Genomic DNA, 15,938 nt, shown 5'->3' with positions numbered 1-15,938 from the left:
CGCTCCCACAGGAATGGCACCAGATTCAAGCCCGGCGCCTATCCTGTGGGAGCGGCCTCTTCGCGGGCACGCACGCCCCACAGGAATGGCACCAGNGGGAGCGGGCTTGCCCGCGAAGAGGCCGGTACTGCCTTTAAAAGTCTCAGCGCCCGCTGCGCCGCTCTGCCCGCGCCACCCGCTGCGCTTCTTCGTGCGCCTCATGCAGCACCTCCTGCACATACAAAATGTGCCGGCTGGACACCTCTCGCGCATCCTCCGCCCTGCCCTCGACAATCGCCAGGTACAGTTCCCGGTGCTGGCTGATCAGCATGTCCCGGGTTTCGGTGCGCTGCTGGTACATGCCGCCGATGTTGGTCACCACGTTGCGTTTGAGCAGGTCGAACAAACCCCGGATGGTGTGCAGCAACACCGCGTTATGGCTGGCCTCGGCGATCGCCAGGTGGAAGCGCGCATCAGCCGCGCCCTCTTCCGCACGGGTCACCTCATCGACCCTGGCATAGCAGTCCTGCAGCGCATCGAAGGCCGCCTTCAACCGCGCCCGGTCCGGCTCGGTGGCACGCTGGGCAGCGTAATAGGCGCAGGACGCCTCCAGGGTATGGCGGAACTCGAGCAGGTCACGCTGCGCTTCGGCACTGTGCTCGAGCAACTGCAGCAACGGGTCGCTGAAGGTGGACCCCAACGATTCCGCCACAAAATTGCCCCCGCCCTGACGGCTGACCAACAACCCCTTGGCCACCAGCTTCTGGATCGCCTCACGCAGTGACGGGCGGGACACACCAAACTGCTCGGCCAGGACGCGCTCGGCCGGCAGCCGCTGCCCCGAGGTCAGCGTGCCTTCCAGAATCATCCCTTCCAGCCGATCGACAATGTCGTCGGACAGGCGCCGTTGGCGTACCTGATCAAAAACCATCACATGCTCTCCACAAACCCCCGGCAAATTTCAGGGGGTGCCTATTCTCGCCGATCCAGGCCACGCAAACACCCATCAAGCCGCGATTTTCCGAGCACATCAGACGCCCGCTCATCGGCACGCGACCAAAGTTTTGCACGGGACAAATTGACACACCCACGGCGGCGCTTTTAACCTAGCGCCCAGCCATTGTAAATTGGTCTTACCAATTATCCAATGCCAGTGCCTGACCAACAACAATTAGGGGCCACCCCATATGCAAACCTGGCAACAACTCTATAGCCCGCTTGGTAGTCTTGGCCTGTCCGCACTGGCGGCGGTCATCCCTATCGTGTTCTTCTTCCTGGCCCTCGCCGTGTTCCGCCTCAAGGGCCACGTAGCGGGCAGCATCACCCTCGCGCTGTCGATCCTGGTGGCGATCTTCGCCTTCCAGATGCCTGTCGACATGGCCCTCGCCGCCGCGGGTTACGGCTTCCTCTATGGCCTCTGGCCAATTGCCTGGATCATCGTTGCCGCGGTGTTCCTGTACAAACTCACGGTCAAGAGCGGCCAGTTCGAAGTGATCCGCAGCTCGGTGCTGTCGATTACCGACGACCAGCGCCTGCAAGTGCTGCTGATCGGCTTCTGCTTCGGCGCCTTCCTCGAAGGTGCGGCGGGCTTTGGCGCACCGGTGGCCATCACTGCCGCACTGCTGGTGGGCCTGGGCTTCAACCCGCTGTACGCTGCCGGCCTGTGCCTGATCGCCAACACCGCGCCAGTGGCCTTCGGCGCCCTGGGTATCCCGATCATCGTGGCCGGCCAGGTCACCGGTATCGACGCCTTCCACATCGGCGCCATGACCGGCCGCCAGCTGCCGTTGCTGTCGCTGTTCGTGCCGTTCTGGCTGGTGTTCATGATGGACGGCCTGCGTGGCGTGAAGGAAACCTGGCCTGCCGCCCTGGTCGCTGGCCTGAGCTTTGCCGTCACCCAGTACTTCACCTCGAACTTCATCGGCCCGGAACTGCCAGACATCACCTCGGCACTGGCCAGCCTGATCTGCCTCACCCTGTTCCTGAAAGTCTGGCAGCCCAAGCGTGCGTTCAGCGAGGCCAAAGGCAGTGTCGGCGCAGCCGTGGTGCAGCCAAGCGGCAGCCAGCCTAGCCCGTACAGCTTTGGCGAGATCTTCAAGGCCTGGTCGCCGTTCCTGATCCTCACCGTGCTGGTCACCATCTGGACCCTGAAGCCGTTCAAGGCGGCTTTCGCTCCAGGCGGCGCGATGTACAACTTCGTGTTCAACTTCGCCATCCCGCACCTCGACCAACTGGTGATCAAGACCGCACCGATCGTTGCCGCGCCGACCGCCATGCCGGCGGTGTTCAAGCTCGACCCGATCTCCGCCACCGGCACCGCGATCTTCCTCTCGGCGCTGATCTCGATGGCGGTGCTGAAGATCAACTTCAAAACTGGTCTTACCACTTTCAAAGAAACCTTCTGGGAACTGCGCTGGCCGATTCTGTCGATCGGCATGGTGTTGGCCTTCGCCTTCGTCACCAACTACTCGGGCATGTCCTCGACCATGGCCCTGGTGCTGGCCGGTACCGGCGCCGCGTTCCCGTTCTTCTCGCCGTTCCTCGGCTGGCTGGGCGTGTTCCTGACCGGCTCGGACACCTCGTCCAACGCCCTGTTCAGCTCGCTGCAGGCCACCACCGCGCACCAGATCGGGGTCAACGACACCCTGCTGGTGGCAGCCAACACCAGCGGCGGCGTAACCGGCAAGATGATCTCGCCGCAATCGATCGCCGTGGCCTGCGCCGCTACCGGCCTGGTCGGCAAGGAATCCGACCTGTTCCGCTTCACCGTCAAGCACAGCCTGTTCTTCGCCACCATCGTCGGCCTGATCACCCTGATCCAGGCTTACTGGCTGACCGGCATGCTGGTTCATCACTAAAGTGAAAGGGGCCGGGCGCCGTCGCGCGCCCGGCACTCCCACAAGCAACGCTGCGAGAATCCATGATCATTTCTGCCTCTACCGACTATCGCGCCGCGGCCCAACGCAAGCTGCCCCCCTTCCTGTTCCACTACGCTGACGGCGGCGCCTACGCCGAGCACACCCTGCGCCACAACGTCTCGGACCTGGCCGGCATCGCCCTGCGCCAGCGCGTGCTGAACAACATGTCCGAGCTCAGCCTGGAAACCAAGCTGTTCGACGAAACCCTGAGCATGCCGGTGGCCCTGGCCCCGGTCGGCCTCACCGGCATGTACGCCCGCCGTGGCGAAGTGCAGGCCGCACGCGCGGCCGCCGCCCATGGCATCCCGTTCACCATGTCGACTGTGTCGGTGTGCCCGATCGAAGAAGTGGCGCCCGCCATCAACCGGCCAATGTGGTTCCAGCTGTATGTGCTCAAGGACCGCGGCTTCATGCGTAATGCCCTGGAGCGGGCCAAGGCTGCCGGCGTCAAGACCCTGGTGTTCACCGTGGACATGCCCGTACCCGGTGCCCGCTACCGCGACGCCCACTCTGGCATGAGCGGCAAGAACGGCCCGCTGCGCCGCGTGCTGCAAGCCATGACCCACCCCGAGTGGGCATGGGATGTGGGCGTGATGGGCCGCCCGCATGACCTGGGCAACATCTCCAAATACCGTGGCAACCCCACCGGCCTTGCCGACTACATCGGCTGGCTGGGCAACAACTTCGACCCGTCCATTTCCTGGAAAGACTTGGAGTGGATCCGCGAGTTCTGGGACGGCCCGATGATCATCAAGGGCATTCTCGATGCCGATGACGCCCGCGATGCGGTCAAGTTCGGTGCCGACGGTATCGTGGTGTCCAACCACGGCGGCCGCCAGCTCGACGGCGTGCTGTCCAGCGCCCGTGCCCTGCCGGCCATTGCCGACGCGGTCAAAGGCGACCTGAAGATCCTGGCCGACTCGGGCATTCGCAGTGGCCTGGATGTGGTGCGCATGATCGCCCTGGGTGCCGACACCGTCCTGATCGGCCGCGCCTTCCTCTATGCCCTTGCCGTGCATGGCCAGGCCGGCGTGAAAAACCTGCTTGAGCTGTTCGAAAAGGAAATGCGCGTGGCCATGGTGCTGACCGGTGCCAAGTCGATCAGCGAGATCACCCGCGACTCGCTGGTACGCGAACTGGGCGCCTGAACGCCTGCAAGAACCACCGCCTGAATGACCCGGGGCATGTAGCGCACAGACGCCACAGCCCCGCGAGGAGACTGCATGAGCCTGCCCGCCGCGTTCCTGCGTGATGCCGAGCGCCTGATCCCCGCCGAACGCCGCTTCGACGACCCCACCTCCACCCTGGCCTTCGGCACCGACGCCAGCTTCTACCGCTTGATCCCCAAGCTGGTGGTGCGCGTCGAGTCCGAGGACGAAGTGGTCGGCCTGATCAAACTGGCCCAGCGCGAGCGGGTGCCGGTCACCTTCCGCGCTGCCGGCACCAGCCTGTCTGGCCAGGCCATCAGCGACTCGGTGCTGATCGTGCTCGGCGATAACTGGAACGGCCGCGAAATCCGTCGCCAGGGCGAGCAGATTCGCCTGCAACCCGGCGTGATCGGCGCCCAGGCCAACGCCTGGCTGGCCCCCTTCGGGCGCAAGATCGGCCCCGACCCGGCCTCGATCAACGCCTGCAAGATCGGCGGCATCGTCGCCAACAACGCCAGTGGCATGTGCTGCGGTACCGCGCAAAACACCTACCACACCCTGGCGGGCCTGCGCCTGGTGCTGGCCGATGGCACCCGCCTGGACAGCGAAGACCCGGCCAGCGTCGCCGCCTTCGAAAGCAGCCACGCCGAGCTGCTGGAAGCACTGGCCCGCCTGGGCCGCGAAACCCGCGCCAACACCGCGCTGGCCGAGCGCATCCGGCACAAATACCGGCTGAAGAACACCACCGGCCTGTCACTGAACGCACTGGTGGACTACGACCAGCCGCTGGACATCCTGCAGCACCTGCTGGTCGGCTCCGAAGGCACCCTGGGCTTTATCAGCGCCGTCACGTACGACACCGTGCCCGACCACCCGCACAAGGCCAGCGCCCTGCTGGTGTTCCCCAGCGTTGAAAGCTGCTGCCGCGCGGTACCCGTGCTCAAGCAGCAGCCGGTCTCGGCCGTGGAACTGCTCGACCGCCGCAGCCTGCGCTCGGTGCAGAACATGCCCGGCATGCCGCTGTGGGTAAAAGGCCTGTCGGACAATGCCTGCGCCCTGCTGATCGAATCCCGCGCCGCCAGCCAGAGCCTGCTGCACGAGCAACTGCAGCAGATCATGGCCTCGATCGCCGACTTCCCCCTGGAACAGCAGGTGGACTTCAGCGAAGACCCGGCCGTGTACAACCAGCTGTGGAAAATCCGCAAGGACACCTTCCCCGCCGTCGGTGCCGTGCGCCAGACCGGCACCACAGTCATCATCGAAGACGTGACCTTCCCCGTCGAGCAACTGGCCGAAGGCGTCAACCGCCTGATCCAGCTGTTCGACAAGCACCACTATGACGAAGCGATCATTTTCGGCCACGCGCTGGAAGGCAACCTGCACTTCGTCTTTACCCAAGGTTTCAACAGCGCCGAAGAAGTCGCCCGTTACCAGGCGTTCATGGACGACGTGGCGCAACTGGTGGCGGTGGAGTTTGGCGGCTCGCTCAAGGCCGAGCACGGCACCGGGCGCAACATGGCCCCCTTCGTGGAGCTGGAGTGGGGGCACGACGCCTACCAGCTGATGTGGAAGCTCAAGCGCCTGCTCGACCCCAACGGCATCCTCAACCCCGACGTGGTATTGAGTGAAGACCCGGACATCCACCTGAAGAACCTCAAGCCGCTGCCGGCCGCCGACGAAATCGTCGACAAGTGCATCGAGTGCGGCTTCTGCGAACCGGTATGCCCCTCCAAAGGCCTGACCCTCAGTCCACGCCAGCGCATCGTCATGTGGCGTGACATCCAGGCCAAGCAGCGCGCCGGCATCGATACCCGTGAACTGATGCAAAGCTACCAGTACCAGGGCATCGACACCTGCGCCGCTACCGGCCTGTGCGCCCAGCGCTGCCCAGTCGGCATCAACACCGGCGAGTTGGTGAAGAAACTGCGCAGCCAGGCCGCCGACCACGCTAAAACCGCCGACTGGCTGGCCGAGCATTTCCACACTGCCCTAAGCGGTGCGCGCCTGACCCTGACCGCCGCCAACACCGCACGCAAGCTGCTAGGCGCCCCGCGCCTGGGCCGCCTGAGCGCCTCGCTGAGCAAAGCCAGCAAAGGCCGCCTGCCCCAATGGACCCCGGCCATGCCGCAACCGTTGCGCCCCTTGGCCTTCGGCGCCACCAGCAACGACGCACGCCCCCGCGTGGTGTACCTGGCCGCCTGCGTCTCCCGGGTAATGGGCCCGGCCTATGCCGACCGCGAGCAAAGCTCGCTGCTGGACAAAACTCGCGCCCTGCTGGAAAAGGCCGGTTACCAGGTGGTGTTCCCCGACAACGCCGACAGCCTGTGCTGCGGCCAGCCGTTCGCCTCCAAAGGCTACCCCGAGCAGGCCGAACACAAACGCCAGGAGCTGATCACCGCCCTGCTGCACGCCAGCCGCGGCGGCCTCGACCCGATCTATTGCGACACCAGCCCCTGCACCCTGCGCCTGGTGCAGGACCTGAGCGACACCCGGCTGGACCTTTACGACCCCGTGCGCTTCATCCGCACCCACCTGCTCGATCGACTGGAGTTCACCCCCCAGGACGAACCGGTAGCCGTGCACGTGACCTGCAGCACCCAGCACCTGGGCGAAAGCCAGGCCTTGATCGACCTGGCGCGGCGCTGCAGCAAACAGGTGGTGATTCCGGAAGGCATTCACTGCTGCGGGTTTGCCGGTGACAAAGGCTTTACCACCCCCGAGTTGAACGCCCACTCGTTGCGCAGCCTGAAGGACGCCGTACAGTATTGCAGCGAAGGTATTTCCACCAGCCGCACCTGCGAGATAGGCCTGTCGAGCCACAGCGGCATCGACTACCACGGCCTGGTGTACCTGGTAGACCGCGTCACCCGGCCACGCAGCCTCTAACGCGTTGATATAGGTGGGGAGCGTTGTGTAGGAGCGGGTTTACCCGCGAAAGGGCCGGCCCTGCTGGCCAATCTCCACCCGCTGTCCACCGTCGCAGCCACCACCGCATTCGCAGGTAAACCCGCCCCTACACCGATTGGTGGTGCCCACACATCGGTGGTTGTACACAGCCCCCCGTAGGAGCGGGTTTACCCGCGAAGAGGCCGGCCCTGCTGGCCAACTTCTACCCGTCGTTCACCATTGCCGCCGACACCGTATTCGCGGGTAAACCCGCTCCTACACACAGATTGATGGTGGACACAGCCCGCCGTATCCGCGGTAAACCCGCGAACACCGGCAACGCCGGTGCCATCCCCACCTCAATATCGCCCCGCCACCATCCCGATTGAACCCCCGCCAATCCCCCGCAGTCCACCTTACAGGCCCACCTTCCAGAGGCCCCAGAGGAGACACCCATGAAAGGTACCGCACTTTCGGCCCTGTTCGCGGCCGCCACCCTGCTGGCTTCGCCGGTGTTCGCCGCCGATGACCTCTGCGCCGCCAACCTGCAAAAGATCGACGACAGCATGGCCACCGCCGGCGCCACTTCCGAAGGCCTGGACAAAGCCATCACCGAGCACGTCGACAAAGCCAAGGCCGCCCAGGCCTCGGGCGACACCAAGGAATGCATTGCCATTACCAGCAAAGTGCTGGAGCGCCTGGAAAAAACCGAGAAAGGCAGCGGCAGTAGCAGCGGCGGCGCGTGAGCCCAAAAGCGGGCGACTGGACCGGCTGTCGACGTCGCCCGCGCAATGGCGTATACTCCGTCCTACGCGCCGCAAGGTGCGTTAGCCAAGAGCTAGTGCGGGGCCGATTAGGATTCGACGCCGGTAGCGAAACTCTAGGTGCATGCCGAGTTGGTAACAGAACTCGTAAATCCACTGTTGCAACTTCTATAGTTGCCAATGACGAAACCTACGGCGAGGAATCCTACGCTCTCGCAGCGTAAGTGACCTTTGCTTCTGGTAGCTTCGGCTCCAGCAATCACTAGGGGATGCCTGTAAACCCGAAATGATTGTCATACAGAACAGGATCGTCGCGTAGCACGTTGTGGGCGAAGTGACTAAAACTTACACAACTCATCCAAAGCACCCTGCCCGTCGGGCGGCTGCGGATTAAATCAGTAGACACGGCTAAGCATGTAGTACCGACAGCGGAGTACTGGCGGACGGGGGTTCAAATCCCCCCGGCTCCACCAAATGATCAAAAAAAGACGTCCACGGACGTCTTTTTTTGTGCCTGGAAGTCAGTGAAATCAAGGGTTTACTGCTCTTTTGAGGGCCACAACGGTTTTTTGAGTTCCAGCCGTCCCGGTATTCCCGGTGGTATTCCAGCCTACCTGGGGCTAATCTTGGGAATACCAAAAGGTGTCATGGAGCCTCTCCCATGTGCGCTCAAACAGCTCGTCTCTCCGACCGCCAACTCAAGGCGGTCAAGCCCAAAGACAAGGACTATGTCCTCACGGATGGCGACGGCCTCCAGCTCCGAGTCCGGGTAAACCGCTCGATGCAGTGGAATTTCAACTACAGGCATCCGGTCACCAAGAATCGAATCAACATGGCGCTCGGCTCCTATCCCGAGGTCTCTCTGGCGCAAGCTCGGCGAAAAGCGGTTGAAGCTAGGGAAGTACTTGCCCAGGGGATCGACCCCAAAGCTCAGCGCAATGATCTCGCGCAGGCCAAACTAGCCGAGACAGAACATACGTTCGAGAAAGTAGCTAGCGCCTGGTTCGAGTTGAAAAAGGACTCGGTCACGCCGGCCTATGCTGAGGACATCTGGCGCTCACTCACGCTGCACGTTTTTCCGAGCATGAAATCGACTCCAATCTCGGAAGTCAGTGCACCGATGGTGATCAAGATCCTTCGCCCTATCGAATCCAAAGGCAGCTTGGAAACGGTGAAGCGGCTTAGCCAGCGCCTCAACGAGATCATGACCTACGGGGTCAATTCAGGAATGATCTTCGCGAACCCGCTCAGCGGGATTCGGGCGGTGTTCAAGAAACCGAAGAAAGAAAATATGGCGGCGCTACCGCCCGAGGAGCTTCCTGAGCTCATGCTGGAAATAGCGAACGCCAGTATCAAGCGCACGACACGCTGCCTGATCGAGTGGCAGTTGCACACGATGACCCGCCCCGCCGAGGCGGCAACTACTCGCTGGGTAGACATCGACTTTGAAAGGCGAGTCTGGACCATCCCACCGGAGCGGATGAAGAAGAGCCGCCCGCACAGCATCCCGTTGAGCGATCAAGCCATGTCATTGCTGGAGATACTGAAGTCCCACAGTGGTCATCGGGAATACGTCTTCCCTGCAGACCGAAACCCTCGTACTCATGCCAATAGCCAGACCGCCAACATGGCATTGAAACGCATGGGCTTCCAGGACCGCCTGGTCAGCCACGGCATGCGCTCGATGGCCAGCACCATCTTGAATGAACATGGGTGGGACCCGGAGCTCATCGAAGTGGCGTTGGCACACGTCGACAAGGATGAGGTGCGCAGTGCCTACAACCGAGCCGACTACATCGAGCGACGGCGGCCGATGATGGCTTGGTGGAGCGAGTACATTCTGAAGGCGTCGACGGGCAATCTCTCGGCCAGCGCGATGAATGTGGCTAGGGATCGAAACGTAGTACCCATCCGATAGGGCGGCGACAACGGCGACACTGGCGACAGACCGCGTGCCATCTACATCCTTGCCGTCTGAGCGGATGGCGACAGTCGCCAACTCGCCTCGACTTTGGCCTCTCCGGCTAAGCCCGTGAGCATGGGGAGGCTTCGCATCCCCATGCTCACGGGCTAACACTAAAAAAGCGACAAACGGCCACTTTGCCACTGACAGCCACCGACTTCCAAAGCACGCCAGAGGTGGAATCTGGCGCATTTCCATGTGCCCTTCACCAATTGACCCCAACCGCGGTGACCGATAGAACGAAGGTTCAAAGCGCTGCCTTAGGCAGCACCCCAGATGACCAGAGCCTTCAAGGTCATGCCGCTAACCCGGTGGTTCATCCCAAAGTGCGATTCGCGCCCGGAGGCTCGCACGGTCATTCGCCAGAATGATGGACGCCCTCTAAACAATCCGCCTAGTGCGGCTGTCCGCTAACCCTTTAGCCCTGCAGCAACGAACCTGCTCGGCCGACGTTTTGCGCCAACCGTTCGCCCGTCTCTTTTTCCAGAAAAGAGACGGGCGCTCCTACCACTGCTGCAGCCCTCATCGCACAGGGCTTTGCGGCATTTCCCCTCGTGACAATCGGCGTGACAAACGCCGATATCACCAGCAACAGCGCTGTAGATGATGGTGCCGCAGACCAGGGAATGGACTGCTCCAGACTGACATTCAGGCATGCCCCGGTCATCGCAGTGCTGCTTGCACCTGGCTCAGGATCTCGCGGCACTGGTCTCGTCAGCCAATGCAGCCTCCACCCGCCCACCGGTAACGGTGCTCAGGAGGCCAGATCATGAGATGCCCTTGCTCCTGGTCGTAAGGAGCCGCCAGTCCCGCGTCAGTGGACACCCTCACAGGTCGCAGGGGCCTTGATCCCTGATAACACTCAGCATTCTTGGCGGGATGACGTGAGGGAGAGATCGGTAGTTTAAGGAGGACGGCTATGCAACTGCGCGAAGTACAAGGGCCACCACGCCCCTTGTTGGAACAGCAGATTACGCCCCTACCCTACCCGGTCGCGGCGCTGGGCGATCTATTGGGGCCTGCCGTGGAACGCATGGCCGATGTGATCGGCGTGCCCTGCGCCATGGCCGCGCAATCTGTTCTAGCCACGGCAGCTTTGGCGAGCCAAGCGCACGCCAACGTTCACCTCGACGGCCGAATCTATCCGTTGTCGCTGTACTTGCTGACAGTGGCTTGCTCGGGAGATCGCAAAAGCGCGGTGGACCATATTGCGCTGCAGGCCGTACGGGACTGGGAAAGACAGCAATGGATCGCCTATGGCGAACAGCTCAAGGCGCACCGAGCTGCAATGAGCCTTACCGCGAAGTCACCGACCTCGAAAAAGTCAGCACAGCTAGCGCTGGACGCCCAACCTGAGCCTGTCCAACCAAGACTGCTCACTGCTGAGCCGACCATTGAGGGCCTGGTCAAAAGCCTGTGCCACGGCTTGCCCAGCATGGGGTTGTTCAGCGATGAGGGCGGGCAGTTTTTGGGCGGCAGCACCATGAGCAAGGACAACATGATCAAGGCGATCACTCACTTGTCGACGCTGTGGGACGGTAGCCCGATTGATCGGTCGCGTGCGATGACTGGAGAAAGTCTGCGTGCCTATGATCGCCGCCTCAGCATGCACTTGATGCTTCAACCCCGCCTTGCAGGCCGCTTGCTGCAGGACGCTGATATCAAAGACCAGGGCATCCTGGGACGCTGTCTGATCAGTTGGCCAGAGCGTATGGTTGGACAACGGCTGTACAAAGCCATCGACCTGACCCGAGATCCAAAGGTGCACCTGTACCAGCAACGCATTGCCGCGCTGATGCAGAAGCCTTGGTCACGCCATAAAGATGGTGGCCTCAACCCTGCGGCGCTGGAGTTGAGCCCCCGCGCCCGTGAGGCCTGGATTGCCATTCACGACACCATTGAATGCGAGTCCGGGGAATTCGGCGAACTGGTCAACGTGCAAGCTGCCGCGGGCAAAGCCGCCGCGAACGTACTACGCATGGCTGGTGTGATGGCGGTGATTGAGGAATCGACTGTGTTGGAAGACGTGCACATTCAGCGCGCCTCCACGCTGATGGATTACTACCTGGCCGAGAACCAACGCCTGACTGAACAGGAACCACTGAATAAGCTTCGCGCAGAGGCCGATTGCCTGCTGCGCTGGTTGATAAAGAAGAACTGGCCACCGTTTCGCCTCCGCGACCTTACGCGCAACGGCCCCCGCTTTGCCCGTAAAAGCACGCGATACACTTTCGAGTTATTGCTGCAGCTGGTTGCCCATAACTGGCTGGACAATGACGGGGACATATTCGAGGTGCGCCATGTTCCGCCTCAATGACGCCGTGCGCCGCTATCGGGCGCAACATTGCTCGCCGACCGAGATACGGAGTGTCGCCGCCACTGCCACCACTTTGTCGCCACGTGCCAATCCAGATGCGGCGGGGGTTGTCGCCAGTGTCGCCGCTGTCGCCATTCCAACATCAGAGCCCATCGACCTCGCTCGGCTTATCGAGCAGTTGCAAGAAGAAGGAGCTTCGCTGCAACACGGCGAAAACGCCCTTCTCATCCGCCCAGCACACTGGGGACAGTTGGACAGCATCGGTCCCCACTGGAAAGCCCTGCTGCTGCACCTACAAACCAACGGTCAAGGTGAAGACAATGACGCTGGTCGGTCGGCGTGACGGTCGCAACTTTGGCTACGGCCGCGAACTGGCCTATGCCGGTCGGCAGGCATTGGAAGATTTGTTTGCCGGCGGCCACTTCGCAACGGTCAAAGCACACAACGATCGCTGGCAAGCCTTCGTGCGCTGGTGCCGCTCAGAGAACGGCCCCGGCTACAACGATGCGCGCCAGATCAATAGACAGACGCTACAAGACTACACCGAGTATCTGCGCCATCAGATCCAGCAAGGTGCGCTCTGCATCGCCACCGCGCAGAACCGCCTGAGCAGCGTCAACCGCACCCTTGCTGCGCTGCGCGGTGATCAGGATGTGAGGATCGCCAGCCCGAGTCAGGCGTTGGGACAGCAGCGCTCGAGCGTACGCACTCGCGCGCCGGATGGCCAAGATCACCAACAGGTGCTGCGACTGGCTGAGGTGCTTGGCGAACAGCAACACGATCGGGTTGCCGCCATAGTCCTTTTAGCTCGAGCAACCGGCATGCGCCTGCGCGAAGCGATCCTGGCTGACCTGCCACGCTTGCACCGCGAAGCCGAACGCTTAGGCCGCATCAACATCCAGGAAGGCACCAAAGGCGGCCGTTCAGGCTCATCAGCGCCGCGATGGGTCGTGGCCAATGAAGCGGTGAAAGCGGCCCTGCAGATGGTTCGTCAGGCATCGCCGACCGGCAGCCGCAACTTGCTTGCCCGAGACGAAAGCTACGCCATGTTCCTGCACCAAACCGTGCTCCCCGCCCGCGAAACGCTGCATGCACATGCGCTGAAGGGTTTTCATGAACTGCGCGCAGCCTACGCCTGCGAACGATACGAGCAGCTCACGGGCCACGCCGCACCGGTCAATGGCGGCCACTGCTATCGCATTGACCGTGACCTTGATCAACAGGCGCGCCAACAAATCAGCCTAGAGCTCGGGCATAACCGGATCGATGTGGTGTCGGACTACATTGGCGGGAGAATATGAGCAAACCCTTCGATATGACGCTGTTCCTGAGCGGCGTACTGACGGGTTCGAAGGCCACGCAGCAACGTCACCTACGCCAAGCACGAGTCATGCAAGCGGTCATTCAACAGCGATGGCAACGCGATAATCCCTGGACCTGGCAGCTCAAGCATGTGCGCTGGTTTCTCACTCAGCACCTGAAAGACCATTCCGACGCCACCCGGTATTACTATCGACTCACCGCGCTATTGATCTGGAAGCGATTAGGGAGCGGCCAAGGATTGCTGATCTGACGCTCGAATCGAGAGTAGGCAGTCCACAGGGCTCTCTGTTCCCCTTCAACTATCTTAGCGTGGACATTCTATCGCTGAGTGAACCTGTTCAAAATCCACTCTTTCAACCTTACTGGCATAAAGGCAAAATGCCGTCAGCATGGGCGACGAAATGCTAAAGAATTGGTGCCGATCGCCATCCAATTTTTTGTGACCAGCAGCTTATCGCTCCTCCAAGACACTACGTAAAGCCCGACGAATATCACAGAAATAGCGAAGATTGCTGCCGTAGCAATCCATAGCCAGGCACTGACGCCATTGGTTTCTGCTGAGAACAGCAACGAAAAATCCGGTCAGAGAAGCTTTAGAAGATCCAACATTTCAAGTCATCCAAGACGTAATTGCAAAAACTCAACGTTGAGGGGATTACGGCCTAGGCCAGAGGCTCAGGGCATAGGAAAACAGCTTGTCGGCGCGCGACACGATTTGCTCTTCTTCCCAGCCATCGTTCTCACCAAACGCCTGGAAGTGCATATTGAGCATCAGCAGACTGGTGGTCACGATCTCCTGCCGCTTCACGGCAAAGGGTTCGTTGCTCAGGGCGGAGTTGAAGGCCTGGGTCACCAGTGTGAGGTTGCCAATACTGTGCAGTAGGCGGCGGCGCCTTTCCTGGTTCTCTGGTGTGTCCTCGGCGAGCGGCCAGTTCGTTTGCCACTTCTGCGGCAATACATGCTCCACAGTCAGGCCATCAGGTAGCACTAGGGTCTCCTGCTTGCTACCGCGCATGGACAGCTCCAGCGCCTCGAGAACCGCACGGACCTTGCTGGTGTTGCGGCCCTGGTAAAGAGCGCGATGGCACCAGTTACGGGCGAAGGCCTCGTCATCCGGCGAGCACTGGCTGTCGCCCTGCAGGGACAGCAGCTTGTCGCGCAGGGTCGCGGCATCGGTCTTCTGCTCGCGCACCATCTCCGCCAGCAAGCGGTTGAGGAAGGTGCGGTTGTAGCTCTTGGTGGTGTAGCCACAGATAAAGCGGCGCACCAAGTAAGACTCCAGATCACCAATGGCCTGCAGGAACTCCGCGGAGTCCGGCTTATGGTGCTCCAGTAGATACAGCACAAGCGGCGTCACCGTGGATACATCCAGCAGCTTCAGACGCCGGCAGAACAGATCGAGGCGACTCGCCTGCGCCGGCACCGTAAAGGTCTGGAAATACCCCGCCAGGTGCGTGATGCGCGCCAGCTCGCGCTGAGTGTCGCGCGGCTCATCCTGCCACCAGTCCTTGAACTCGTTGAATACGTGGGCCACCTTCAGATCCTCGCACTTGCGCATGCCCACGTAGTGGTAAAACAGCAGGTCCAGTCGCGAGTTTTTCAGGCGGCCCTGCCGCTCCTGCTGCTTCCAGAACTTGGCGCCCTTGCCGGTGCTGGTGTCCACCGTCTCGTCGAAGTGCTGCCAGCCCTGGCGATACAGCTCATCCACGTCTTCGCCGTTACGTGTAGCGTGGAGGAAGATGAAGTTGCGGATCAGGTCGCTCGGCAGCAGCGGTGCGCCCCGGGCATTGAGGGTTTCGAAGATGATCTGCGGGTCGTCCTCGTCCTCCAGCTCCAGCGACATGATCTGGAAGCCCTCGCGCAGGGTGACCAGCAGCGCATGGGCGCGCTCCACCTGCAGCGGCAGGTCGGCGCCCGGCAGTTTCAGCTGGTTGTCCGCGTCGATGGAGCGAATCACCGCATGGGCCACGGTGCGCTCTTCATCCGCCGCGGCGCCCGGCAACGGGTCATCGTAGCGCAGGCCACGCAGGTGGCAGGCCAGCATGGAGTGGAAGAACAGGTAGGCACGCACCATCGCCGGGCGTTCCTGATACTGCCGACCAACCTTGGCCGGGAAGCGCTCGCAAACCTTCTCCGCGCCGCCCAGCTCGGCCAGCGCTTGCATCACATCGCGGCCGACATTGGTCGGCAGCACCTTGAGCGAATCGCTGCTCTGACGGTACTTACCGATATTCTGCGTCAGCGGCTTGAGGTCGTAGCTCAGCGCCTCGTCATCCAGCGGCGCCACCAGGTCGCGAAACACCAGCAGCAGGATCTGCAGGGTGGTGATGCGCTGCTGGCCGTCGATCACATCGCGGTTGCCCACGGCATCACTGCTGCCGCCCTTGAGGCTGCCGATCACCACGGTGCCGAGAAAGTGCCGGCGTAGCGGCCTGAGCCGGCCAGCCCCGACCATGGCTGCATCGGTCTGATGCTGGACGATTGCCTCCAGGCGGTCAACGAGGTCTTCCCAGAGCGGCTGCACCTGCTCGTTCAGCGTCCACACGTAACCGCGCTGGAACAAGGGGATCAGGTACTGCGCGCGCTCGGTAAACAGGTCGGTGACGGCTTTCTTGTCGGGACGCACAGGATGTCCTTATC

The 15,938-nt window shown here is 61.9% G+C and carries 11 protein-coding genes and 1 other RNA gene; 10 read left to right on the top strand and 2 right to left on the bottom strand.

Annotated features, from left to right (window positions below; all coding sequences use genetic code 11):
• Nucleotides 1-142: 142 nt before the first annotated feature.
• A complete protein-coding gene (locus ACTJJN_RS02425) occupies nt 143-910 on the bottom strand; it encodes an FCD domain-containing protein (protein ID WP_010955371.1) in 768 nt (255 codons plus the stop codon).
• Between the two features lie 256 nt (nt 911-1,166).
• Between ACTJJN_RS02425 and ACTJJN_RS02420 the strand changes: the two genes are divergently transcribed.
• From ACTJJN_RS02420 to ACTJJN_RS02375, 10 genes are all read left to right on the top strand, one after another.
• Nucleotides 1,167-2,837 carry a lactate permease LctP family transporter gene (locus ACTJJN_RS02420; protein ID WP_003249910.1) on the top strand — a complete coding sequence of 557 codons (1,671 nt, stop codon included), beginning with the start codon at nt 1,167-1,169 and terminating at the stop codon, nt 2,835-2,837.
• A 62-nt stretch (nt 2,838-2,899) separates the two neighbouring features.
• Complete coding sequence (gene lldD, locus ACTJJN_RS02415) at nt 2,900-4,045, top strand: FMN-dependent L-lactate dehydrogenase LldD (protein WP_003249907.1); 1,146 nt, start codon at nt 2,900-2,902, stop codon at nt 4,043-4,045.
• 75 nt (nt 4,046-4,120) lie between these two features.
• Entirely contained in the window at nt 4,121-6,931 is a 2,811-nt protein-coding gene (locus ACTJJN_RS02410; protein WP_440780881.1) for an FAD-binding and (Fe-S)-binding domain-containing protein, read from the top strand.
• A 455-nt stretch (nt 6,932-7,386) separates the two neighbouring features.
• Nucleotides 7,387-7,677, top strand: a complete 291-nt coding sequence (locus tag ACTJJN_RS02405) for a hypothetical protein (protein ID WP_004576166.1) — start codon at nt 7,387-7,389, stop codon at nt 7,675-7,677.
• 99 nt (nt 7,678-7,776) lie between these two features.
• Nucleotides 7,777-8,168: a transfer-messenger RNA gene (gene ssrA, locus ACTJJN_RS02400) on the top strand.
• Between the two features lie 188 nt (nt 8,169-8,356).
• Entirely contained in the window at nt 8,357-9,613 is a 1,257-nt protein-coding gene (locus ACTJJN_RS02395) for an integrase domain-containing protein (RefSeq protein ID WP_012053756.1), read from the top strand.
• A 964-nt stretch (nt 9,614-10,577) separates the two neighbouring features.
• Nucleotides 10,578-11,975 (top strand): YfjI family protein, encoded by a 1,398-nt coding sequence (locus ACTJJN_RS02390; protein ID WP_012053757.1) that lies wholly within the window; start codon nt 10,578-10,580, stop codon nt 11,973-11,975.
• Nucleotides 11,959-12,318, top strand: a complete 360-nt coding sequence (locus ACTJJN_RS02385; RefSeq protein ID WP_012053758.1) for a hypothetical protein — start codon at nt 11,959-11,961, stop codon at nt 12,316-12,318. Before ACTJJN_RS02390 ends, ACTJJN_RS02385 begins: the two co-directional genes overlap by 17 nt.
• Nucleotides 12,296-13,276, top strand: a complete 981-nt coding sequence (locus tag ACTJJN_RS02380) for an integrase domain-containing protein (protein ID WP_012053759.1) — start codon at nt 12,296-12,298, stop codon at nt 13,274-13,276. Before ACTJJN_RS02385 ends, ACTJJN_RS02380 begins: the two co-directional genes overlap by 23 nt.
• Nucleotides 13,273-13,548, top strand: a complete 276-nt coding sequence (locus tag ACTJJN_RS02375; protein ID WP_012053760.1) for a hypothetical protein — start codon at nt 13,273-13,275, stop codon at nt 13,546-13,548. The genes ACTJJN_RS02380 and ACTJJN_RS02375 overlap by 4 nt, the downstream gene beginning before the upstream one ends.
• 405 nt (nt 13,549-13,953) lie before the next feature.
• Here the strand turns inward: ACTJJN_RS02375 and ACTJJN_RS02370 are convergent, their stop codons facing one another.
• Nucleotides 13,954-15,924: a DUF262 domain-containing protein gene (locus ACTJJN_RS02370; protein WP_012053761.1), complete on the bottom strand. Its 1,971-nt coding sequence runs from the start codon at nt 15,922-15,924 to the stop codon at nt 13,954-13,956.
• Nucleotides 15,925-15,938: the final 14 nt, after the last annotated feature.

This window comes from Pseudomonas sp. 22515, from assembly GCF_052044625.1.
GTDB lineage: Bacteria > Pseudomonadota > Gammaproteobacteria > Pseudomonadales > Pseudomonadaceae > Aquipseudomonas > Aquipseudomonas alloputida.
The sequence above is the reverse complement of the archived record's forward strand: the minus strand, read 5'-3'. Positions and strand labels throughout refer to the sequence as shown.

What these genes read in the sequence shown, in the direction of transcription:
- ACTJJN_RS02425 (WP_010955371.1), bottom strand. Translation starts at nt 910, where the DNA reads ATGGTTTTTGATCAGGTACGCCAACGGCGCCTGTCCGACGACATTGTC.
- ACTJJN_RS02420 (WP_003249910.1), top strand. Translation starts at nt 1,167, where the DNA reads ATGCAAACCTGGCAACAACTCTATAGCCCGCTTGGTAGTCTTGGCCTG.
- lldD (WP_003249907.1), top strand. Translation starts at nt 2,900, where the DNA reads ATGATCATTTCTGCCTCTACCGACTATCGCGCCGCGGCCCAACGCAAG.
- ACTJJN_RS02410 (WP_440780881.1), top strand. Translation starts at nt 4,121, where the DNA reads ATGAGCCTGCCCGCCGCGTTCCTGCGTGATGCCGAGCGCCTGATCCCC.
- ACTJJN_RS02405 (WP_004576166.1), top strand. Translation starts at nt 7,387, where the DNA reads ATGAAAGGTACCGCACTTTCGGCCCTGTTCGCGGCCGCCACCCTGCTG.
- ACTJJN_RS02395 (WP_012053756.1), top strand. Translation starts at nt 8,357, where the DNA reads ATGTGCGCTCAAACAGCTCGTCTCTCCGACCGCCAACTCAAGGCGGTC.
- ACTJJN_RS02390 (WP_012053757.1), top strand. Translation starts at nt 10,578, where the DNA reads ATGCAACTGCGCGAAGTACAAGGGCCACCACGCCCCTTGTTGGAACAG.
- ACTJJN_RS02385 (WP_012053758.1), top strand. Translation starts at nt 11,959, where the DNA reads ATGTTCCGCCTCAATGACGCCGTGCGCCGCTATCGGGCGCAACATTGC.
- ACTJJN_RS02380 (WP_012053759.1), top strand. Translation starts at nt 12,296, where the DNA reads ATGACGCTGGTCGGTCGGCGTGACGGTCGCAACTTTGGCTACGGCCGC.
- ACTJJN_RS02375 (WP_012053760.1), top strand. Translation starts at nt 13,273, where the DNA reads ATGAGCAAACCCTTCGATATGACGCTGTTCCTGAGCGGCGTACTGACG.